This window comes from Micromonospora sp. NBC_01740 (assembly GCF_035920365.1).
GTDB classification, from domain to species: domain Bacteria; phylum Actinomycetota; class Actinomycetes; order Mycobacteriales; family Micromonosporaceae; genus Micromonospora; species Micromonospora reichwaldensis.
The window spans coordinates 4,675,580-4,695,188 of the sequence record NZ_CP109150.1 but is presented as its reverse complement, the minus strand read 5'-3'; the positions used below and the strand labels follow the sequence as shown (position 1 = coordinate 4,695,188).

Annotated in this window: 20 protein-coding genes; 7 read left to right on the top strand and 13 right to left on the bottom strand. The window is 75.7% G+C overall.

All coding sequences use genetic code 11. The annotated features are described in order from the left end of the window. Positions 1 to 5: 5 nt before the first annotated feature. Genes OG989_RS20860 through OG989_RS20850 form a run of 3 tightly spaced genes read left to right on the top strand, consistent with a single transcriptional unit; the run spans position 6 to position 4,751 of the window. A complete protein-coding gene (locus tag OG989_RS20860) occupies positions 6 to 1,424 on the top strand; it encodes a hypothetical protein (protein WP_442791878.1) in 1,419 nt (472 codons plus the stop codon). Further along, on the top strand, positions 1,417 to 4,089 hold the full coding sequence (locus tag OG989_RS20855; protein ID WP_327028143.1) for an FtsK/SpoIIIE domain-containing protein: 2,673 nt from the start codon (positions 1,417 to 1,419) through the stop codon (positions 4,087 to 4,089). Before OG989_RS20860 ends, OG989_RS20855 begins: the two co-directional genes overlap by 8 nt. After that, positions 4,086 to 4,751, top strand: coding sequence for a hypothetical protein (locus OG989_RS20850; protein ID WP_151454311.1), 666 nt, complete (start codon positions 4,086 to 4,088; stop codon positions 4,749 to 4,751). Before OG989_RS20855 ends, OG989_RS20850 begins: the two co-directional genes overlap by 4 nt. A gap of 97 nt (positions 4,752 to 4,848) precedes the next feature. Here the strand turns inward: OG989_RS20850 and OG989_RS20845 are convergent, their stop codons facing one another. Together OG989_RS20845 and OG989_RS20840 are read right to left on the bottom strand one after the other, a co-directional pair. After that, on the bottom strand, positions 4,849 to 6,117 hold the full coding sequence (locus tag OG989_RS20845; protein ID WP_327028142.1) for a cupin domain-containing protein: 1,269 nt from the start codon (positions 6,115 to 6,117) through the stop codon (positions 4,849 to 4,851). 9 nt (positions 6,118 to 6,126) lie between these two features. Then, the gene (locus tag OG989_RS20840) at positions 6,127 to 6,414 is read right to left on the bottom strand and encodes a hypothetical protein (protein ID WP_151454313.1); all 288 of its coding nucleotides are present in this window, start codon (positions 6,412 to 6,414) and stop codon (positions 6,127 to 6,129) included. A 191-nt stretch (positions 6,415 to 6,605) separates the two neighbouring features. Here OG989_RS20840 and OG989_RS20835 point away from each other — a divergent pair, with 191 nt between their 5' ends. Further along, positions 6,606 to 7,385 (top strand): PIG-L deacetylase family protein, encoded by a 780-nt coding sequence (locus tag OG989_RS20835; protein ID WP_327028141.1) that lies wholly within the window; start codon positions 6,606 to 6,608, stop codon positions 7,383 to 7,385. Positions 7,386 to 7,395: 10 nt separating this feature from the next. After that, the gene (locus OG989_RS20830; RefSeq protein ID WP_327028140.1) at positions 7,396 to 8,205 is read left to right on the top strand and encodes a DUF72 domain-containing protein; all 810 of its coding nucleotides are present in this window, start codon (positions 7,396 to 7,398) and stop codon (positions 8,203 to 8,205) included. Between the two features lie 57 nt (positions 8,206 to 8,262). Here the strand turns inward: OG989_RS20830 and OG989_RS20825 are convergent, their stop codons facing one another. From OG989_RS20825 to OG989_RS20790, 8 genes are all read right to left on the bottom strand, one after another. Continuing rightward, positions 8,263 to 8,691 carry a DUF2267 domain-containing protein gene (locus tag OG989_RS20825; protein ID WP_327028139.1) on the bottom strand — a complete coding sequence of 143 codons (429 nt, stop codon included), beginning with the start codon at positions 8,689 to 8,691 and terminating at the stop codon, positions 8,263 to 8,265. A gap of 301 nt (positions 8,692 to 8,992) precedes the next feature. Continuing rightward, the gene (locus OG989_RS20820; RefSeq protein ID WP_327028138.1) at positions 8,993 to 9,865 is read right to left on the bottom strand and encodes a DUF72 domain-containing protein; all 873 of its coding nucleotides are present in this window, start codon (positions 9,863 to 9,865) and stop codon (positions 8,993 to 8,995) included. Between the two features lie 48 nt (positions 9,866 to 9,913). Further along, entirely contained in the window at positions 9,914 to 10,312 is a 399-nt protein-coding gene (locus tag OG989_RS20815) for a TraR/DksA family transcriptional regulator (RefSeq protein ID WP_089000644.1), read from the bottom strand. A gap of 162 nt (positions 10,313 to 10,474) precedes the next feature. After that, complete coding sequence (locus OG989_RS20810; protein WP_132237939.1) at positions 10,475 to 11,113, bottom strand: uridine kinase; 639 nt, start codon at positions 11,111 to 11,113, stop codon at positions 10,475 to 10,477. Positions 11,114 to 11,276: 163 nt separating this feature from the next. Then, the gene (locus tag OG989_RS20805) at positions 11,277 to 11,879 is read right to left on the bottom strand and encodes a winged helix-turn-helix domain-containing protein (RefSeq protein WP_151454317.1); all 603 of its coding nucleotides are present in this window, start codon (positions 11,877 to 11,879) and stop codon (positions 11,277 to 11,279) included. Positions 11,880 to 12,261: 382 nt separating this feature from the next. Beyond that, entirely contained in the window at positions 12,262 to 12,816 is a 555-nt protein-coding gene (locus OG989_RS20800; protein ID WP_151454318.1) for a winged helix-turn-helix domain-containing protein, read from the bottom strand. Positions 12,817 to 12,863: 47 nt separating this feature from the next. Continuing rightward, positions 12,864 to 13,358 carry a rhodanese-like domain-containing protein gene (locus OG989_RS20795; protein ID WP_327028137.1) on the bottom strand — a complete coding sequence of 165 codons (495 nt, stop codon included), beginning with the start codon at positions 13,356 to 13,358 and terminating at the stop codon, positions 12,864 to 12,866. 110 nt (positions 13,359 to 13,468) lie between these two features. Continuing rightward, positions 13,469 to 13,924 carry a cysteine dioxygenase gene (locus OG989_RS20790; RefSeq protein ID WP_327028136.1) on the bottom strand — a complete coding sequence of 152 codons (456 nt, stop codon included), beginning with the start codon at positions 13,922 to 13,924 and terminating at the stop codon, positions 13,469 to 13,471. A 165-nt stretch (positions 13,925 to 14,089) separates the two neighbouring features. Here OG989_RS20790 and OG989_RS20785 point away from each other — a divergent pair, with 165 nt between their 5' ends. Next, positions 14,090 to 14,488 carry an ankyrin repeat domain-containing protein gene (locus tag OG989_RS20785; RefSeq protein ID WP_311414913.1) on the top strand — a complete coding sequence of 133 codons (399 nt, stop codon included), beginning with the start codon at positions 14,090 to 14,092 and terminating at the stop codon, positions 14,486 to 14,488. Positions 14,489 to 14,533: 45 nt separating this feature from the next. Next, the gene (locus tag OG989_RS20780; protein ID WP_327028135.1) at positions 14,534 to 15,493 is read left to right on the top strand and encodes a DUF3500 domain-containing protein; all 960 of its coding nucleotides are present in this window, start codon (positions 14,534 to 14,536) and stop codon (positions 15,491 to 15,493) included. 225 nt (positions 15,494 to 15,718) lie between these two features. On the opposite strand, the gene OG989_RS20775 is transcribed toward OG989_RS20780, so the two are convergent. From OG989_RS20775 to secA2, 3 genes are all read right to left on the bottom strand, one after another. Further along, on the bottom strand, positions 15,719 to 16,222 hold the full coding sequence (locus OG989_RS20775) for a DUF2231 domain-containing protein (protein WP_132237952.1): 504 nt from the start codon (positions 16,220 to 16,222) through the stop codon (positions 15,719 to 15,721). Positions 16,223 to 16,388: 166 nt separating this feature from the next. Further along, entirely contained in the window at positions 16,389 to 17,129 is a 741-nt protein-coding gene (locus tag OG989_RS20770) for a GAF and ANTAR domain-containing protein (protein ID WP_151457511.1), read from the bottom strand. 183 nt (positions 17,130 to 17,312) lie between these two features. Further along, entirely contained in the window at positions 17,313 to 19,604 is a 2,292-nt protein-coding gene (gene secA2 / locus OG989_RS20765; RefSeq protein WP_151457510.1) for an accessory Sec system translocase SecA2, read from the bottom strand. Positions 19,605 to 19,609 lie beyond the last annotated feature (5 nt).

Genomic DNA, 19,609 nt, shown 5'->3' with positions numbered 1-19,609 from the left:
CGGCCGTGTCCATCGTCGAGGACGTCGGCGCGCAGGTCCGCGCCGCCGCCGATGACCTGCCGCTCGCGCAGCTGGCCCTGGCGCTCGAGAAGTTCGGGCTGGCCGCCGAGCGGCTGCGCTGGGTCCGCCAGGAGTCGGCCGACCCGATGGGGGTGCCGGAGCTCTCCGCCGCCACCGAGCACGCCGAGACCGCCGGCTACGCGCTACGCGTCGCGCAGGAGCAGCTCTCGGCGTACCTGGCCGCGATCGGGCTGGCCGCCGACGGCTCCCCCGCCCCCAGGCCGCAGGAGCAGCGGCGCCGGCCCGCGCACGACGCGCCGCGCGAGGCGGCCCCCGGGGAGCCGGCGCCGGAGCCGGCCGCCGACGTGACGCCCCGCCGCTGGTGGGCGGTACGGGTGGCCGAGCTGACGGGCGGCCGGGAGGGTGCGCCCGAGCAGCCCGACGAGAAGGTCGACGACGCCCGGGAGCTGCTGCGCCGGGTCGTCGGCGGGGTCCGCGCCGGCGACCGCGACCGGCTGCACACCGAACTGCGTCGTGCGCACGCCGACGTCGGCCTCGGCCTGGCGGCGGTCGCCCCGCCGCTGCTGCGCGAGCTGGCCGGTGAGCTGCTCGGGCACCCGCCGCGCGCCGAGGACCTCGGACGGCTGCACCGCGAGCTGGACGGCCGGGTGCGGGACCTGCTGCCCGGCCTGCCCCCCGCGGTGCTGGACACGCTGCTGACCCGGATCTGCCGGATGCCCCCGCCCCGGCGCGGCGAGGCGGAGCAGCCGCACGCCGCCGACCCGGCCGTCACCGCGGGGGTGCTCACCGGGGTGTTGCTGGCCCGGCTCGGCCGGGACCTGCCCACCGAGGACGAGCGGGCCCGGCAGGCCGAGACGGCCCGGGAGCAACGCGCCGCCGCCGAGCGGGACCGGCAGGCGGAGACCGCCCGCGACCGGGCCGACGACGCCGAGTGGCAGCGACGCGCCGCCGCCGCGAAGGGCCGGCTTGCCGACGCACGGGAGCGGGTCGCGGCGGCACGGGACCGGGCGGAGGCGGCACACGACCAGTCGACCGCGGCCCGGGAGCGGGCGGCGACCGCCGGCCAGGCCGCCCCGAAGCCGGACCGGACGACGACACAAGGCCGGCCCGATCCGACGGCCGACCGGGCGGCGGCGCACGGCCGGCCCGGCGGGTCGACGGACAACGGCGGGTCGGCTGGCAACGGCGGGTCGGCTGGCGGCGCGCCGGCCAACGGTGGCGCACCGGGCAGCGGCGGATCGACGGGCGATGGCGGCGCGTGGGCGGGCCGCGGTGGACCGGCCGCCGACGGTGCCGCCGCGGGACGGCCCGGATCGGCCGGCCGCGTCTGGTCGAGCCCGCCCGCGGGCCGGCCGGCGTCGGGTGGCACCCCGGGCCCGCGCGGGCGGGGCGTCGATGGCTGACCGGCGGAGCCAGCTGGTCACCCGGGCCAGGGGCATGCTGGGCGAGGCCCTCGGCGCCACCCGGACCCGGCTGTCCAGCGCGCAGGCCGAGCTGACCACGGCCCGGGAGCGGCTGGCGAAGGTCCGGCGGGCCGCGTCGGTCGTACCGGAGCGGGTGGGCGCGCAGCGCGACCGGCGGCTGGCCGAGATCGACGATCGGCACGCCGCACGCATCGCGGAGCTGGCCCGGCGGGCGGCGGACGCGGCGCAGCGGGAGGCCCCCGGGGCGGCCTCTGCGGACTGGACGCGGTGGCACCCGACCCCGACCCGGCGGGCCGAACCGCCGGGCGCGCTGCGCATCGGCACGGTACGCATCCCCGGCGCCGAACCGGTGCCGGCGCTGGTGCCGCTGCTCGACGCCGGCCACGTCGAGCTGACCGGGGACGACCGGGAGGGCTGCGACGCGGTGGTGTCGGCGCTGCTGCTGCGCGGCGTCGGGCGCGCCGATCCGGGCGCCGTACGGCTGGTCGGCTACGACCCCGAGCACCTGGGCGGCGGCCTGGCCGGTTTCGCCCCCCTCGGCACGGCCGGGCTGCTCACCTTCGTCGGCCCGGGCGGGCTGGCCCGGCTCCTCGACGACCTGGTGGAGCAGATCCGCCGGATCAACGAGACGGTGCTGGCCGGGGAGTACGTCTCGCTGCGCGAGCTGGCCGCCGCCACCGGTCGCCGGCCCGAGCCGTGGCGGGTGGCGGTGCTGCTGGGCGGGGACGAGCTGTCGCGGCACGAACGCGGCCAGCTCGACCGGGTGGTCCGCACCGGGGCGGCCTGCGGCGTGCACCTGGTGGTGCGGGGCGTGTCGCTGCCCGAGGATCCCACCGTGACCCGGGTGGGCGCGTACGCCGACGGCGCCCGGATCGGCGGGCCGAACGGCCTGCCCGTACGCCTCGATCCGCCGCCCCCGCCGGTCCTGGTCACCGAGACCTGCCGGGAGGTGGCGGCGCGGGTCAACGCCGGCCCCGCCCCGACTCCGTTCACCGACCTGCTGCCGCCGGTGGAGCAGATGTGGCGGGAGGACTCCGCCACCGGGCTGACCGCCCCGATCGGCGAGGGCCCGCACGGCCGGCCGGTGCTGCTCACCCTGGGCGACTACCCGCCGCACGCGTTGATCGGCGGCCCGTCCGGCACCGGCAAGACGAACCTGATCTTCGCCTGGATCGGCGCGCTGGCGGCCCGCTACTCCCCCAGCGAGCTGGAGTTCTACCTGCTGGACTTCAAGGAGGGGGTGTCGTTCGCCCGGTTCGCCAAGGGCCGGCGGGACCCGAGCTGGCTGCCGCACATGCGGCTCGTCGGGATCAACGTCAACACCGACCGGGAGTTCGGCCTGGCGTTGCTGCGCTTCCTCGCCGAGGAGCTGCGGCGGCGGGCCGACGCCGCGAAGAAGCACGAGGTCACCAAGCTCGCGGAGCTGCGCGCGGTCGACCCCACGGGGCACTGGCCGCGGATCGTCGCGGTGGTCGACGAGTTCCAGATGCTGCTGGCCGGGCGGGACGTGGTCGCCCGGGAGGCCGCCGACCTGCTGGAGGACCTGGCCCGGCGCGGCCGGTCCCAGGGCATCCACCTGGTGCTCGCCTCGCAGGACGTACGCGGCATCGAGGCGCTGTGGGGACGGCCGGCCCTGGTCGCGCAGTTCACGTTGCGCATCGCGCTGCCGAAGGCGCTGCGGATCCTCGCCGAGCGCAACGACGCCGCCCAGTCCCTGCCGCGCCACCACGCGGTGGTCAACGCGGAGTCCGGCATGGCGGAGGGCAACCAGGTGGCCCGGATCCCGTCGGCCAGCGACTGGGAGACGTGGAGCGAGTTGCAGCACCGGCTGTGGCGGATGCGCCCGCAGGACGCCGCGCCGGCCCGGCTCTTCGACGGCGACGCGATCCCCCGCCTCGCCGACGCGCCGGACTTCCGGGCGCTGGCCGCGCCGGAGACGGGGCACCCGCGTACGCCGGTCGCGCTGCTCGGCGAGATCATCGACGTGCAGTCCCGCTCGGCGGCGTTGCGGCTGCCCCGGGCTCCCGGCCGCAACCTGGCGGTGCTCGGCACCCGGGTGGACGAGGCGTGCGCGGTGCTCGACGCGGCGGCCCGCTCCCTGGCCCGCCAGCACCGCCCCGGCACGGCCCGGTTCTCGATCGCCTGCCTCGACCCGGACGCCGACCCGGCCGCCCGGTCCCTCTACGAGGATCTCGCCGAGGACGCCGCCTGGTACGACGAGGAGACCGTCGGCGAGCTGATGGCCGAGACCGCCGAGGGGCTCGGTGCGCCGGGCATGCCGCACTACCTGCTGCTGTTCGCCGTCGACGCGGCGGCCGGGGCGTTGGCCACGCGGATCGGCCGGCGCACCGGGCTGGAGGAGCTGCGCCGGATCCTGCACGACGGGCCGGAGCGGCGCACCCACGTGCTGGCCTGGTGGCGGGGCGTCGCCCGGATGCGGGCCGACCTGGGCGGGCCGGCGGCCCGGACGGACCAGATCGGCGCCTGGGTGGCGCTGGACGCCCACGGCGGCGAGCTGGGTTCGTCGCTGTATCCGGGGACGGGCGGCCCGGACTGGTATCCCCGGCCCTGGCGGGGGCTGTTCTTCGATCGGGCGGTGCACCGCACCGGCCAGGTGATCATTCCCTACGGGCCGGCGCGATGAACGAACCGGTGACCAGTGAGTCGTACGCGGCCCAGATCCGTCGGCTGGCCGAGCTGAGCGCGCGGGTGCGCGTCCAGCGGGCCGAGGCGCACACCTGGCACGCCCAGCAGTGCGCGGCGGCCGAGCGGGCCGTCGCCGAGGCGGAGGCCGAGCTGCGGCGCGCGGAGCGGGAGCTGGTGGACGCGCGGGAGGAGCAGGAACGGGTGGACGCCGAGGTCGCCGACCTGTGGCAACTGCTGCGCGGCCGGCTCGGCGGCTCGGGTCGCCGGGCGGGCGGGCCACCGGCGCCGGTGCCCGGCGCGACGGGCGACCCGGCTCCGCTGCTGGCCGGCGTGCGGGACCTGCTCAACCGCACCCGCCAGCCGGGTGACCTGCCGGGCTCGGTCAACCCGCTGCTGGCGTTGTGCGGGGTGGCGGGCGCGGTGCTCGCGTACGCCCTCGGTGGCGCGGCCCGGGCGGCGGGCGAGCGGTACGGCGGCGAGCTCGGGGTCGGGCTGCCGGTGCTGGCCCTGGTGGTGACGCTGCTGGGTCCGCTGGTCGGTCTGGTGCCGGCGAAGGTCCTCGCCGACCGTCGGCACGCCGTGCTCGGCCCCCGGCCGATGACCGTCGTGCTCGTCGCCGGGCTGGTGACCACGGTCGCGCTGCTGGTCGCCGGCCGCTGAACCGCGGCTCCGTCGCCGTGCCAGCGCCGGCTGGCCGGCCGCACACGCGGCCGACGGCAGCCGGGGTCGTCGCCCCGCCGCCGAAACGGTGGCCCGCTCAGGCGGGGACCAGCACCGCCTCGCGCAGGAGGCGGCGGGCCAGGGTGATCCGGTCGGCGTCGTCGTCCAGGCCCGGCAGGTCGCCGACCCGGACGGACCCGGCGCCGAGCAGGGCGTGCACGGCCGGCGCGCACGACGCGGGCAGGGTGATCGTGCGGTCGAACAGCACGAGCGCGACCTGGTCGCCCCGTGGGGTGAGCCGCCAGCGCAGGCCGGGTCGCGGGGCGAGCCGCGTGTCGGCGTCCAGCGCCGCCAGCGCTGCGGCCTGGGCCAGGGGTCGGATGGGCGCGGGCCGCGCGGCCGGCCAGGCGCGCTGCCGCAGCCGGGCGGCGACGGCCGCCGGGTCGGCCCGCAGCAGCCAGTCCCGCAGCGCCTCCACCGTCTCGGTCAGCTCCGGCTCGATCGCGTCCGGATCGGCGACGTCGGTGCCGAACGGCAGCGTGGCGCGCAGCCGCGGGTCCTCGGCGGCGAGGGCGAGCAGCTCCTCGACCAGGGCGTAGCGGGTCAGCGCCCGGACGCCGACGGTCAGGTGCAGCGAGCTGGACTCCTGGGCCTGCGCGCTGTGCAGCCAGCCGCGGGGCAGGTAGAGCGCGTCGCCGGGGGCGAGCACGACGTCCAGCGTGGCGGGCCCGTCGGCGGTGGCGGCGACCTCGTCGGCCCGGCCGCCCCACGGCTGCTTCTCCAGCGGGTCCGGCAGCACCGGCGGGTGGATCCGCCAGTGCTTGCGGCCGTCGACCTGGAGGACGAAGACGTCGTGGGTGTCGTAGTGGGTGGCGAAACCCTGGCTGCCGGCGGGGGTCAGGTAGGCGTTGACCTGCAACGGCTGCCCGACGGCGGTGCCGAGTTCGCGGGTGAAGTCGGTCAGGGCCGGCCAGGTGCGGTGCAGACCCTGCAGGACGAGGGTGGCGCCGCCGGCGTACAGCTCCAGCACCCGCTCGTCGAGGACCTGGTCGGCGATCTCGGCGCCGGCGCCGCCGCCGCCGGTGAAGCGGGCCGCCGGCACGAGCTGGCCGTCCTTGGCGATCCGCAGGAACGGCGTACGCAGGCCGCGGCGGCTGAGCAACTCGTCTGCGTCAGCGGGGCTGAGCAGGTCGGTGAAGCCGGCCCGGTTGGGCAGTTCGTCGGCGCGGGAGAGCAGCGGGGTGCGTCCCCAGTGGGCGGCGGCGAACTTCGCCGGCTCGACCGACACGCAGCGGGCGAGCGCGGCCGAGGCCTCGGACGGGACCGCCGGGCGGCCGTCGCCGCCCGGCGGGTCGATGTCGGTCATGGCGGTCCGTCAGGCGCTGCCGTCGGCGCCACCGTCGTGCTGGCCCGGCGTGGCACCGCCGTCGGCGGGACCCTCCGCGCTGCCGTCGGCGCCACCGTCGTGCTGGCCCGGGGTCGCACCGCCGTCGGCGGGACCCTCCGCGCCCTGGTCAGCGCCCTGGTCGGCGCCACGCTCGGCACCGCGGTCGGCACCGCCGTCGGCGCCACCGTCCTGCTGGCCCGGGGTCGCGCCGCCGTCGGCCGGGCCCTCGGGGCCGCCACCGCTGCTGGTCTGCATGTCGTCGTCGTTGAGTGCCATCGGTGCTCCCTAGGGATGTGCCGCCCCGCCGTTGCGCCGGGGTCCGTCGTGCAGCGGGTGGTACCCCACACGCGATCTTCTCTAACCACACCGTAGACGTCCTTTCCGGTTCACACCGGCGGTTCGCCGTGCCCGGTCAGGGCCGCCAGCAGGCACGTCGCGGCGCGCGGTGCGGCTCCGACGGTGACAGGATGGTCCTGTTCGAGCAGGAGGTGGCGATGATCGAGCCGACCGGACCGCGCCCGCTGGAACCGGTGACCGAGCAGTGGCAGCGCGCGCTGGCGATCGTGGCGCACCCCGACGACCTGGAGTTCGGCGCCGCCGCCGCGGTCGCCCGCTGGACGGCGCAGGGCAGACAGGTCGTCTACTGCCTCGTCACCAGCGGCGAGGCCGGCATCGACGCGATGCCCCCGCCGCGGGCCAGGGAGGTGCGGGAGCGGGAGCAACGCGAGTCCGCCGCCCTGGTCGGGGTGGAGACCGTGGAGTTCCTCGGCCTGCCCGACGGCATCCTGGAGTACGGCGTACCGCTGCGTCGCGCCCTGGCCGGGGTCGTCCGCCGGCACCGCCCCGAGATCGTCGTCACCAACAACTTCCGGGACACCTGGGACGGTGCGTACGCCCTCAACCAGGCCGACCACATCGCCACCGGCCGGGCGGTGCTGGACGCCGTCCGCGACGCCGGCAACCGGTGGGTGTTCCCGGAGCAACTCGTCGACGGGATCGGGCCGTGGAACGGGGTGCGCCAGGTCTGGGCCGCCTCCTCGCCCCTCGCCGCACACGGGGTGGACGTCACCGACACCTTCGCGCGGGGCGTGGCCTCGCTGCGGGCGCACGACGCGTACCTGAGCGGGCTGGGCGACGGCAGCTTCGACCCCGAGGAGTTCCTCGAAGGGCTCTGCCGCCCCGTCGGCGCCCGACTGGGCGTCCGTTACGGCACCGCCTTCGAGGTCTTCCACTTCGACCTCTGGTGAGGGACGGCGGATGATCCTGCTCGGCACCTCGGGATGGCAGTATCGCGACTGGCGGGGCCGCTTCTATCCGGCCGGGCTGCCGCAGCGGCTCTGGCTGGAGCACTTCGCCGCCCGGTTCGCCACGGTGGAGGTCAACAACGCCTTCTACCGGCTGCCCGAGCGCGACACCTTCGCGGCCTGGCGGGCCCGTACCCCCGACGACTTCTGCGTGGCGGTGAAGATGAGCCGCTACCTCACCCACGTCAAGCGCCTACGCGACCCCGCCGAGCCGGTGGCCCGCTTCCTGGGCCGGGCCACCGCGCTCGGCGACCGGCTCGGCCCCGTGCTGGTGCAACTGCCGCCGAACCTGCCCGCCGACCCGGCGGCGCTGGACGCCACGCTGCGGCTCTTCCCCGCCGAGGTGCGGGTCGCGGTCGAGCCGCGGCACCCGTCATGGTGGACCGACGCCACCCGCGCCGTCCTGGAGCGGCGGCGGGCGGCGCTGGTCTGGGCGGACCGGCTCGGCCGGCCCGTCGCGCCCCGCTGGCGTACCGCAGACTTCGGCTACCTGCGGCTGCACGAGGGACGGGCCAAGCCCTGGCCCCGCTACGGCCGCACGTCGCTGGCCTCCTGGGTGCGCCGGCTGGCCGACGCGTTCGGCGACGACGAGCCCGCGTACGTCTACTTCAACAACGACCCGGGCGGCGCCGCCATCGTCGACGCGACCGCCTTCGCCGCGCTCGCCCGCCGGGCCGGCCGGTCGGTCAGCCGCGTACCCGGGACGCCCCCGGCCCCCGACGACGAGGGCGAGGGAGAAGTGGCGCCGAGCGGGCCGGCGTGAACGGCGCGCGGCCCGCTCCGCCAGGGGCGGAGCGGACCGTCGCGGACGTGCGGCGCGTCAGGGAAGGATGTTCGCCATGTCCCGGGGCATCGTGGCCTTCACGTCCTCCCACTCGCCCTGGGTCACGTGGCGGCGCAGGGTGTCCAGCACCACCTGCACCACGCGTTCCGGGCCGCCCTCGGCGTCGTACGGGAAGCCCTGCCGGACCTCCAGCAGGAAGTCGTCCCGGTTGAGCTTGATCGGCACGTCCGACGGCTTCCAGCCGTCGAAGTAGATCCCGCGCACCAGCACCGGGAGCTGCGCGGCGAACTCCACGCTCTCCTGCACCGGCATCCGGTCGCGCAGCAGGTGCAGCACCGTGCGCAGCGCGCAGTAGGACTGGTTGCGTTGCTCCTTGGGCCAGCCGTAGGCCTGCTCGATGTCCTTGAGGATGATGTTGGTCTTGTCCATCGAGGACTCGAACGCGGAATGCAGCTGCTCAGCCATCTGTCCACCCCCGTACGTCGGTCTCCCACCGTCGGTCGTCGTCACGTCGCGGCGGCCCCACCGGGCCGCGCGGCTGCCGGGTCGGACCGACCCGGGCAGGGCGCGGCGCCCACCGGGCGTCGGGGGACGACCCGACGACGTGCAGCACGGGGCCGCGTCGTCGACCCGGGACCACCCGAACCGTCATCTCCACCCACCTCCGTGGTGTCGCCTGCCGCGGCCACGGTCTGCCGCACACACCGTCCATGCTGCGTGGCGCCGGGGTGAGCGGCCCTCACCCCGACGGAGTGAACCGCCCGGCTCAGTCCGCGTCGAGCAGCCCGGCGAGGGTCGCGGCGTTGGTCTGCGCGAAGTCGCGGTAGCAGTTGTTGAGGAGGACGTGGGTCTGCCCGGTCGAGTCGGCCAGCTCGCGCAGCTTCGGCGCCCAGTCGCGCAGCTCCCGGTCGGCGTAGCGGTAGCCGAACTTCTCGTGGATGTCCTTGCTGGTCCACTTGTCGCTGTGCCCGTGGAAGCGGACCACCGCGAGGTCCGCGGTGGCGGCCAACACCGGGGGCACCGACGAGCGGTGCCCCTGCGGCATGTCCACGCAGACGTACGCCAGCCGGTGCTCGCGCAGGAAGGCGAGGGTCTCGTCGGCGTTGTCGCCGTCGAACCAGGAGGCGTGCCGGAACTCGTAGACCGGGCGCAGCGGGGCGCAGCGCTTCGCCACCTCCAGCAGGTACTGCTTGTTGTCGCGCCTGATGGTGAACCAGGGTGGGAACTGGAACAGCAGCGCGCCGAGCTTGCCCGCCTCGACCAGCGGGTCCAGCGCGGCGAGGAAGCGCGTCCACACCTCCTCGTACGCCTGCGGCGGCAGGTCGTCCGGGTACAGGTTCTTCTTCCCCGTGTCCGGCCGGAGGTCCTTGTAGAGCGCGCCGACCCGGGTCGGGTGCCCGGTGAGCAGGCTGAACGCCTTGACGTTGAAGGTGAAGCCGGCCGGGGTGCGCTCGGCCCACAGCCTCGCCGTCCGCTCGGCGGGCGGCGAGTAGTAGGTGGCGTCGACCTCGACCAGCGGGAACTGGCGGGCGTAGTACGCCAGCCGCTTCTCCGGGGTGTCGGCGGTCTGCGGATACCAGCCGGAGTCCAACAAGGTCCGGTCGGTCCAGGAGGCGGTGCCGACCTTGATCTCACCCATCGGTCGACCTCGCCGCGGTCCGGACCGACCGGCAACCGCTGGCGGGGATCAGGCCGCCCGACGTTCCCGGTTCTGCTTGCACTGCACGCAGGTGGTGGCGGAGGGGAAGATCTCCAGCCGCTCGACGGGGATCGCCGAGGTGCAGCCCTCGCAGAAGCCGTAGGTGCCCTCCTCCAGCCGGGTGAGGGCGTGCTCGTACTGGGCGCGGCGGTCGAGGATGGTCCGCAGCAGGGACTGCGCGGTGTCCCGCTCCGCCGTCTTGGTGCCGCTGTCGGCCTGGTCGTCACCGGCGGTGTCACCCACCTCCACCAGTCGCAGCACCTGGCTCTGCAGCACCGCCTGCTCGTACTCCGCGGACAGCTCGTCGTAGCGGGCCTGCAGGGAGCGCCGGATCTGGTCGATCTCCGCCTGGGATCGGCCCGTACCGATCGTGTCGTGGACGAGCATCGCTGCCTGCCTTTCTGGCCTGGAAGATCCGCCGGGGCACCGGGTAGGTGCGCCCGGCGCCGTGGTGGTCTGCGCGCGGGCGGATCACCCGCGCTCTGTGAGCCGGGCGAATACCCCGGCACGTCGACCGTCAAACCGACGACTTTTCGCCGTGTCACGGCGTCAGGGCGACACCGGGGACTCCACCAGCGCCGGATGCCGGGGATCGTCGGCGCGGACCACGACGTCGGCGAAGGAGGCCGGTGCGACCTCGTCGGCGTACCGGGCGAAGGCGGGCAGCGTCCACCGCTGCGCGGGGTCGGTGCGCCGGTCCAGGGCGGCCGGGGAGAGCACCAGGTGGACCGTGACGTCGAAGGGCAGGCCCCCGCCGAGCAGCAGTGCCCCGCTGACCAGCACGACTCCCCCGGGCGGCAGGTCGACGTACGCGGCGCGGCTGGCCCGGTCGGTGGTGGCGTCCCACAGCGAGGGCAGCACCCGTCCCGAGCCGCCGGGCCCCGCCGGGTCGAGCACCTCCCGCCGCAGCCCCGGCTCGTCGACCCAGCCCTCGTAGAACGCGTCGGGGTTGGTCCGGCCGAACTCGAGGCGCACCGACGCGGGGCGGAGGAAGTCGGCGGCGCGTACGTGCAGCACGGGCCGGCCGAGCGCGCGCAGCGGGTCGACCAGCGCGGCGGCGAGTTCGTCCGGGCCGGCCGCCGGGGCGCCGTCGACGGCCACCCGCAGCCGGCCGGGGGCGTCGGTGCCGGCGAGGCGCTCGGTCAGCTCGGCGACGAGCAGCTCCGGGGAGATGGGTCGGATCCGCATCCGACCATGGTGCCCCGCCGGCCGCCCCGGACGGGGCGCGGCGGCCGGCGCCCGCGCGGTCGGTGCTCGTAAGGCCAGTGCTCGCGCGGCCGAACGCGCGCGGTGGACGGTGCTCGCGCAGCCGGTGCTCGCGCCGTGGACGGTGCCCGCGCGGTGGGTGGCGTCAGCCGTTGCGGTCGATGGTGACGCGGGCGTCGTCGGCGAGCCGGTAGCCGACGCCGTAGACGGTGGTGACCAGCGGGACGTCGACGCCGACCTTGCCACGCAGCCGACGGACGTGCACGTCCACGGTACGCACGCCGGCGTGCTCGTAGCCCCAGACCGCGTTGAGCAGCTGCAACCGGGTGAAGACCCGGCGGGGGTGGGCGACGAGGTGCAGCAGCAGGTCGAACTCCAGCCGGGTCAGGGGCAACGGCTCGCCGTCGCGCAGCACCGACCGGGACGAGGCGAGGATGTGCAGGGTCGGGATGGTGGCGGCGACCGGGCGCGACGGCGCGCGGCCGGCGGGCACCGGGTCGGGGCGGCGTTCGACGGTGGCGGTGATGACGGTGCCCTCGCCGCGTTCCAGCATCTCCCGGGCGGCCTCCAGCAGCCGTCGGGCGGGCGCGGTCAGCGACTCCTCGGATGCCAACGGGATGTTCAGGGTCACCGTGAGCATCGGTGCGGCGGTGTTGGCGGGGCGACGCTGGCCCCCCGGGGGTCGTCCGGGAACAGCGGGCTGGGACGTATGCCATCCGGCGCGCGACGAGGCGGGGCTGACCGACATGGTCCTCCTTGGCTGGTCCGGGTATCTCCCCACGGCCCGGGACGCCGCTCCATCGATGCTTCCCGGCGCCCGGGCGAGGGTCAAGGGGCGGCTGCGTTGCATGAATGTGACAATTGACGAACGCATCGGAGCCGGATGCTCGCTCTGCGTACGAAGCCTGATGATTACAGCAGAGCCGCCGGGTTGACCCGATAGGGGGGTGCCCGCCCGGTTCACGGTGGTCGGCGCGGGTGCGCCGGGAATGGATGAGCGTGGATCGCGTCGGCCCTCCGGAGGGTCGTGGGCGCGCGACCGGGGCGCCTCGCGGCGTACCGGCGACGGGACACTGCGGACGCGGCGGCGCGGCGCGCCCAAGGCCGGGCACGCCGCGCGGGTGGCGCCGTCAGCGACTGCGCTCGATCTCGATCCGGGCCTCGTCGGCGAGGCGGTAGCCCACGCCGTAGACGGTGGTCACCACCGGCATGTCCGGGTCGAGCTTGGCGCGCAGCCGGCGGACGTGCACGTCGACGGTGCGCGCCACCGCGTGCTCGTAGCCCCACACCCGGCTCAGCAGCTGGAGCCGGGTGAACACCCGGCGGGGCTGCTCCGCCAGGAACAGCAGCAGGTCGTACTCGATGCGGGTCAGCGGGATCACGCGGGAGCCCTGGTGGACCACCCGCGAGCCGGTGGCGATCCGGATCGCCTGGGGGTCCACGACGGCCGGCACCGGCCGGGGCGCCGCCGGCCGGTCCTCGGCGACGCCGGGACCCAGCCGCCCCTCCCCCGACTCGGCGAGTTCGCCGATCAGCTCCAGCAGCCGGGCCAGGCGGGGGCTCACCGGCCCCGGGACGAGGTCGAGGGTGATGGTGACGGTCGGGGCGGAGCGCGGTCGGCCCGCTCCGATCCGCTCGGGGCGCGCGGTCGAGTGGTGTCGGGTGGGGATGGCGACGACGGACATGGAGCCTCCTGGGCGGCGGTGCCGCCACGCCCGGTGGAGCGTGACGGTCAGGACGGCGCCCGACCGGCGGTCACCGGGGGCGCGGGGGTGGACGTGGGCTGCGGCGGGGTGGGGCCGAGCACGGGCAGGCCGGCGAGCCGCCAGGCGACGAAGCCGCCGACGACGTCCGTGGCGTGGCGCAGCCCGAGATCCTGGAGGGCGGCGGCGGCCAGCGAGGAGGTGTAGCCCTCCTGACAGATGACCATCACCCGCAGGTCGTAGCCGACGGCCTGCGGCAGCCGGGCCGGACAGCGGGGGTCGAACCGCCACTCCAGCACGTTGCGCTCGATCACCAGCGAGCCGGGCACGGTGCCGTGGGCGGCCCGCTGGGCGGCCGGGCGGATGTCCACCAGCAGGGCCCCGCCCCGGTGCGCCAGGTGTGCGCGCTCCGGGTCCAGCCGGTCCAGCCGCACCCGGGCGGCGGCCAGGATCTCGTCGATGCCCCGGGAGCCCGGCGGCGCCACCGGGGCCGGACACGCGTGCGGGTCGTCGGTCTGCGGCATGGTCGTTCCCTCCACTGGTTGCTGACGGTGCACGTACGACGGCGGGCCGCCGGCGCGGGGCGGGCGGCGCGCAGGGGGTCGCGGGCGGCCCGGGCGCGACGGCGCCGCGCTCACCAGGCCACCCCGGCCTCGGCCACCTCGGCGACGCGCAGCCGGCCGTCGGTGAGCCGGTAGCTGGTCATCCGGCGCAGTGCGGGCCGATAGACGTGGACGCTCACCGCCGGCTCGTCGTCCCGGTTGGACACCAGGTGCACGTGCCGCGGGCCGAAGCGACGCCCGGACCCGGCCGGCAGCCGGTGCGGGCGGAGCACGCCCCCGCCGACCGCCTCCTCGGTCAGGACTCCGGAGACGACCAGGAACGCGCCGCCGCAGCCACCGTGGTCGTGCAGATCGGTGCCCTGGCCGGGCAGCCAGCTCAGCGCCCACACCTCGTGGTCGGTCTCGTGCGCGAGCCGGGCGTACCAGCGGGAGACCGGGTCGAAGCGCAGCGGCACCGGCCAGCGGGCGGGGTCGGCGGCCCACCGCCGGGCGGTGGCGAGCAGGTCGGGTGGGCGTCGGTCGGGCATGGCGGTCCTCGCGGTTCGGCGGTGCGTCGACCAAGCATAGGCTGCAAACCCTATTGGTTTAGTAGGCATTCCCAGGGGCTGGGACGCGGCAGCGGCGGACCGGCGGATCCACCCGGCAGGCCGGCCGAGCAACGCACCAGGGGAGCGTCCGACTAACCTGGACCGGTGAGTGAGGAACTCGACGCGGAGACGCTGGCGTTCGCGCACCGGATGTTCGACCTGGCCCGCGACGGGGCCACCGCCGAACTCGCCGACTACGTCGACGCGGGGCTGCCGATCGACCTGACCAATGACAAGGGCGACACCCTGCTGATCCTCGCGGCGTACCACGCCCACGCCGAGACCGTCGCCGCGCTGCTCGCCCGCGGCGCCGACCACTCCCGGACCAACGACCGGGGCCAGACGGCGCTGGCCGCCGCCACCTTCCGCAGCAGCGCCGAGGCCGTCCGGGCGCTGCTCGCCGCCGGGGCCGACCCGCACCACGGCAACCCGTCGGCGGTGGAGACCGCCCGCTTCTTCGACCTGCCCGAGATGCTCGCGCTGCTGGCCGCGCCGACCGGCTGACGCCGACGCCCGGCGCATCCGGTCCGCGCCCGGTATACAGGGTCGGTGGAGGATCCGCTGCCCGAACAGATGCGCACCGCCGCCACGGCGCTGCTGGCCGCGCTGGACGAACCCGCCCGCGCCCAGGCCACCCACCGGTTCGACGACGAGGCGGCCCGCCGCTGGCTCGAGTACCGGCCGCGACCCCGGCCCGGGGTCTGCCTGGCCGACCTCGACCGCGCCGGGCGCAAGGCCGCGCACCGGCTGCTGGCCACCGCGCTGAGCCCACCGGCGTACGCCCAGGCGATGGCCATCGTCGCGCTGGAGGAGGTGCTGGACCGGGCGGAGGGATGGCGCCGGGGCCGGCACAGCGGCGACTACTGGGTGGCAGTCTTCGGCGACCCGGCCCGCGACGACGCCTGGGCGTGGCGCCTGGAGGGGCACCACCTCTCGGTGAGCATGACCGTGGTGGCCGACCAGGTCTCCCCCGCGCCGATCTTCCTCGGCGCCAACCCGGCCACCGTCCGGTACGCCGGCCGCCCGGTCTCCCGGCCGCTGGGCGTGGAGGAGGACCTGGCCCGCGCCCTGCTCGACGCGATGGGCCCGGCGGGCCGGACGGCGGCGATCGTCGCCGACGAGGCGCCCGGGGACATCATCAGCGCCACCCGCGCCCGGGTGGACGGGCCGCTGGAGCCGCTCGGGGTGCCCGCCGACCGGCTCGGGCCCACCGGGCGGGCCCTGCTGGACCAGCTCGTGGCGCTCTACCTGGACCGGCTCCCACCCGAGCTGGCGGTCCGGGAGGCGCGCCGGCTGGACTCCGGGCAGCTGCACTTCGCCTGGGCCGGCCCGACGGCGCCCGGCCGGCGCCACTACTACCGCGTGCAGGGCGACGACCTGCTCATCGAGTACGACAACACCACCGACGACGGCAACCACGCGCACACCGTCCTGCGCCGCCCGGCCAGCGACTTCGGCGCGGACGTCCTCGCCGCCCACCACGCCGAATCCCACCCCCACCCCCGCTAGCCCTCTCCCCCGCTAGCTGCCCCCAGCACCGCCCCGCCCACCCCCAGCCTCGTCGATCATGCAGTTGTGGCGCCCCGCGAAAGGGGCGAACAGTCCTCAACCGGCCACCACAGCTGCATGATCGGCGCCGCCGGGGCGGGCGGGGCGGACGGAGCGGGGCGGGGCGGGGCAGACGGAGCGGGGCGGGGCGGGACGGACGGAGCGGGGCCGGGCAGGGGTGGGGGGTCAGGGGCGGTGGTGAGCCAGGTCGACGGTGGAGTCGGAGGCGCTGGAGAGCGCGTCGAAGGTGGTGGGCTCGGCCCGGCGACCGGCGTCGAAGCGGCGCACCAGCCGGGCGCCCAGCGCGACGCCGACGGCGCCGATGCCCAGGGCCACCAGCTCGGTGAGCAGCAGCACGACGGAGGCGCCCCGCTGCGGCGCGTCCGCGCGGACTAGGCAGGAGATCAGGAACAGCGCGGCCATCGCCACGTTCACCAGGTTGAAGGTGACCGCCGTGCGCCGGGTCCGGTCGACCGGCACGTCCCACAGGTCGATCATGCCGGCCACGGCGGTCAGCGCGGCGGCGACCAGGGCGGCCACGGACGTCCAGTAGCCCACCTCACCGAGGAAGGCCGGCCCGCCGAGCACGTCGGTCAGGTCGAACACGGTCGCGCTCACGAAGAGCCCGAACGGGAACGTCACCAGCATCGGTTGGATCGGGTGCCCCTGCACCCGCAGCCGGCTCTGCATGGTTCCTCCCCAGGTAGGCACACGTCACCAGTCCAGGGTGCTACCCGGGCGCCCGTACGCCGAAACGACACGCGGCCCGCCGGCCACCAGCGTCACGCAGGTCCCGATGGTCACGCCGGCCACGGAGGGCCCGCGGCGTCACCGCAGCACCGGCCGGCTGGCGGGTTCAGTTGTCCCGGGGGCGCGACACGGTGGCGACCAGCCGGTCGGCCACCTCCCGCAGCGGGATGTCCAGCGACGACGCCGCGCTGCGCAGCACGTCGAGCGCCTCGCCGGCCGCGCAGCCGCGCTGGGTCATGATCACGCCGATCGCCTGGCCGATCACCCCGTCGCCGAGCACCGAGGGCTCCAGTTCCCCGGCCTCGGCCGCCTTGCGCGCCCGGTCGCGGACCGCCGCGAGGAGCAGCCCGGCGTGCTCGGCGAGCAGCATCGCGGTGAGCTGGTGCCCCGGGGTGAGCAGGTCGTCGGGGCCGGCGTACAGGTTGATCGCCCCGATCACCTGTTCGTCGACGTCGACCGGCGCGGAGATCACCCCGTGCACGCCCAACTCCCGGGCCCGCGGCGTCCAGGACGGCCAGCGCACCTCGCGGTCCAGCCGGTCGGAGAGGATCATCTCCCGCCGCCGGATCGCGTCCATCGCGGGCGAGTCGGGGCCGTGCCGCAGGTCGTCCAGCCCCGCCAGGCGCGCGTCGGAGGCCGCCACCCCGGCCGGTTCGCCGGCGCGCAGCGCGGTGAAGCCGCACCAGCTCACGCCGGCCACCGCCTCGCGGGCGGTACGCACCAGCGCGTCCAGCGCCTCGTCGAAGTCCTCGACCGCGATCAGCGCGGCCGTCAGCTCGCGCAGCAGGGCGGCGGTCTCCAGGACACCGAGCCGCTCCACCGCCGGGTCCCACATCTCCAGGTTCACCGCTCCACAGCCCCCACCGTCCCGGGGCGTGCTTCCGCACGGCCGACCGGCGCCGTCACGTGTTCCATCGTCTGGTCTCTCCCGACTCCTCGGACCCGGCCTACTACCCTCGCAAACCGGGATCGAAACGGCGCAAAAGGGGCCCCTTCCGGTGCCCGAAGGCGCCGGAAGGGGCCCGGAGCGTCAGCGCGACGCGGAGCTGAGCCGCCGCCCCACCGAGGCGATCAACCGGTCCAGCTCCGAGCCGAACGGGTTGTCGTGCACGAGGTACGTCCAGGTCGCGCTCGGCCGCACCAGCTTCGCCTCGTCCGGCTCCCAGTCGTCGGTGAACTCGGTCTCCTCGAAGGTCTCGATCGTCCGCCGCTCGATCTCCGGGATCAGGTTGTTGAACGCCGGCACGGCCGCCCGGTGGAACTCGTCCAGCGGGTCGAGCCGACCCAGGGCGCGCAGGTGCACACCCTCGCGCACCTCGGAGAGCTCCGCGAGGTGGTCCGTCCAGAGCCGGTCGAGGTGGTAGAGGGCGATTGAGCGGGCGACCCGGGCGAGCAGGTCCTCGTCCATCTCGCCGGCCTTCTCCGGCACCCGGTCCAGCAGCATCAGCGCCGCGACGTCGCTGGTCAGTAGCCGTTCCCGGCGCTCCGCGAGGGCCTTGCGCTGCTGCTCGATGACGACGCTGTAGCGCCAGGTGTTGCGGTGGATCTCGTGGTTGACGCCCTCGGCGACCCGCTGGGCGTGCTCGACGGCGTACTCGACCTGGTCGTCGGTGACCAGGCCGTCGGCGTTCATCCGGGGCGAGGCGGGAACGGCGTCGCCGGCGTGCCGGGCGACCAGGTCGTCCTCCAGGCTGACGAAGAAGACCGATCCGCCCGGGTCGCCCTGCCGCCCGGCCCGGCCGCGCAGCTGGTCGTCGACGCGCCGGCTGTCGTGCCGGCCGCTGCCGATGACGTAGAGGCCGCCCAGCTCGGCGACCCGGTCCCGGTCGGTCTGGTCACTGCCGCCGAGGCGGATGTCGACGCCCCGGCCGGCCATCTGGGTGGAGACGGTCACCGCGCCGTACGCGCCGGCCTCGGCGATGATCGTCGCCTCCTCGTCGTCGTTCTTCGCGTTGAGCACCACGCAGGGCACCCCGATGGCGTTCAGGCCGGCCGCCAGCCCTTCGGACTCCTTCACGTCCAGGGTCCCGACCAGCACCGGCCGCCCGCGCTCGTGGTGGCGCTTGATCTCGTCGACCAGCGCCTCCTCCTTCTCGGCCCGGGTGGCGTAGATGCGGTCCGTCTCGTCCTCGCGCACGCACGGGGTGTTCGGCGGGATCACCGCCACCTCGAGGCCGAAGAACTCGCGGAGCTGGTCGCCGACCAGCACCGCGGTCGCCGTCATGCCGCACACCTTGGGGTAGAGCGCGATGTACGCCTGCACGGCGATCGTGCCGAGCACCTCGCCCTCGGCGGTGGCGTCGAGGCCCTCCTTGGCCTCCACGGCCGCCTGGAGCCCGTCCGGCCACCGGCGGCGCTGGGCGACCCGGCCCCGCATCTCGTCGATCAGCTCGACGGAGCCGTCGCGGACGATGTAGTCGACGTCGCGGTGCAGCAGGGCGTGCGCGTGCAGCGCCACGTTCACGGCGGACAGCTGCGCGACGTGCTCCTCGTCGTACAGGTCGATGCCGAGCTTGGCCTCGACGGCGGCCAGGCCGGCGGCGGTGAAGGCGACACTGCGGCCGTCCTCGGCCACCGTGTAGTGCTTGCCCTTGCGCAGGCCCCGCACCTGCGCGGCGGCGGCGTGCACCGGGTCCTGCTCGCCGGCGACCGAGCCGGCGAGGACCATCGGCACCCGGGCCTCGTCGATGAGGATCGAGTCGGCCTCGTCGACGATCGCCGTGCGCAGCGGCGGCTGCACCCGGTCCTCCACGTCCGTGACGAGCTGGTCGCGCAGGTAGTCGAAGCCGGCCTCGCTGACCGAGACGTAGGTGACGTCGCAGGCGTACGCGTCGCGCCGCTCCTGCGGGGTGGACGCCTCGTTGACCCAGCCGACGCTCAGGCCGAGCAGCTTGTAGACCGGCTCCATCCAGAGGGCGTCGCGCCGGGCCAGGTAGTCGTTGACGGTGAGCACGTGCACCGGGCCGTTGCCCAGCCGGACGTGCCCGTAGGCGGCGATGGTCGCGGTGAGCGTCTTGCCCTCACCGGTGGCCATCTCGGCGACCTTGCCCGAGAGCAGCGCCATCGCGCCCAGCAGCTGCACGTCGTACGGCCGCTGGTCGAGGCCGCGGCGGGCGGCCTCGCGGCCGATCGCGCAGATCTCCTCGTAGCCCGTGGCCTTGCCGGCGGCCTCGGTCAGCTCGGCGTCGTCGAGCGCCGACAGCTCGTCCTCGCGCGCCTCGACGGCCGGCAGCAGCTTCTCCAGCGGCCCCAGGTCGACCGTCGTCCCCGGGCGCTGGAGGAACCGGCGGAACCTGGTCTTCAAGCGTTGCGACACACCCATGAGCG

Coding starts and splice junctions, on each gene's coding strand:
- OG989_RS20855 (WP_327028143.1), top strand. CDS start 1,417: ATGGCTGACCGGCGGAGCCAGCTGGTCACCCGGGCCAGGGGCATGCTG.
- OG989_RS20850 (WP_151454311.1), top strand. CDS start 4,086: ATGAACGAACCGGTGACCAGTGAGTCGTACGCGGCCCAGATCCGTCGG.
- OG989_RS20845 (WP_327028142.1), bottom strand. CDS start 6,117: ATGACCGACATCGACCCGCCGGGCGGCGACGGCCGCCCGGCGGTCCCG.
- OG989_RS20840 (WP_151454313.1), bottom strand. CDS start 6,414: ATGGCACTCAACGACGACGACATGCAGACCAGCAGCGGTGGCGGCCCC.
- OG989_RS20835 (WP_327028141.1), top strand. CDS start 6,606: ATGGTCCTGTTCGAGCAGGAGGTGGCGATGATCGAGCCGACCGGACCG.
- OG989_RS20830 (WP_327028140.1), top strand. CDS start 7,396: ATGATCCTGCTCGGCACCTCGGGATGGCAGTATCGCGACTGGCGGGGC.
- OG989_RS20825 (WP_327028139.1), bottom strand. CDS start 8,691: ATGGCTGAGCAGCTGCATTCCGCGTTCGAGTCCTCGATGGACAAGACC.
- OG989_RS20820 (WP_327028138.1), bottom strand. CDS start 9,865: ATGGGTGAGATCAAGGTCGGCACCGCCTCCTGGACCGACCGGACCTTG.
- OG989_RS20815 (WP_089000644.1), bottom strand. CDS start 10,312: ATGCTCGTCCACGACACGATCGGTACGGGCCGATCCCAGGCGGAGATC.
- OG989_RS20810 (WP_132237939.1), bottom strand. CDS start 11,113: ATGCGGATCCGACCCATCTCCCCGGAGCTGCTCGTCGCCGAGCTGACC.
- OG989_RS20805 (WP_151454317.1), bottom strand. CDS start 11,879: ATGTCGGTCAGCCCCGCCTCGTCGCGCGCCGGATGGCATACGTCCCAG.
- OG989_RS20800 (WP_151454318.1), bottom strand. CDS start 12,816: ATGTCCGTCGTCGCCATCCCCACCCGACACCACTCGACCGCGCGCCCC.
- OG989_RS20795 (WP_327028137.1), bottom strand. CDS start 13,358: ATGCCGCAGACCGACGACCCGCACGCGTGTCCGGCCCCGGTGGCGCCG.
- OG989_RS20790 (WP_327028136.1), bottom strand. CDS start 13,924: ATGCCCGACCGACGCCCACCCGACCTGCTCGCCACCGCCCGGCGGTGG.
- OG989_RS20775 (WP_132237952.1), bottom strand. CDS start 16,222: ATGCAGAGCCGGCTGCGGGTGCAGGGGCACCCGATCCAACCGATGCTG.
- secA2 (WP_151457510.1), bottom strand. CDS start 19,604: ATGGGTGTGTCGCAACGCTTGAAGACCAGGTTCCGCCGGTTCCTCCAG.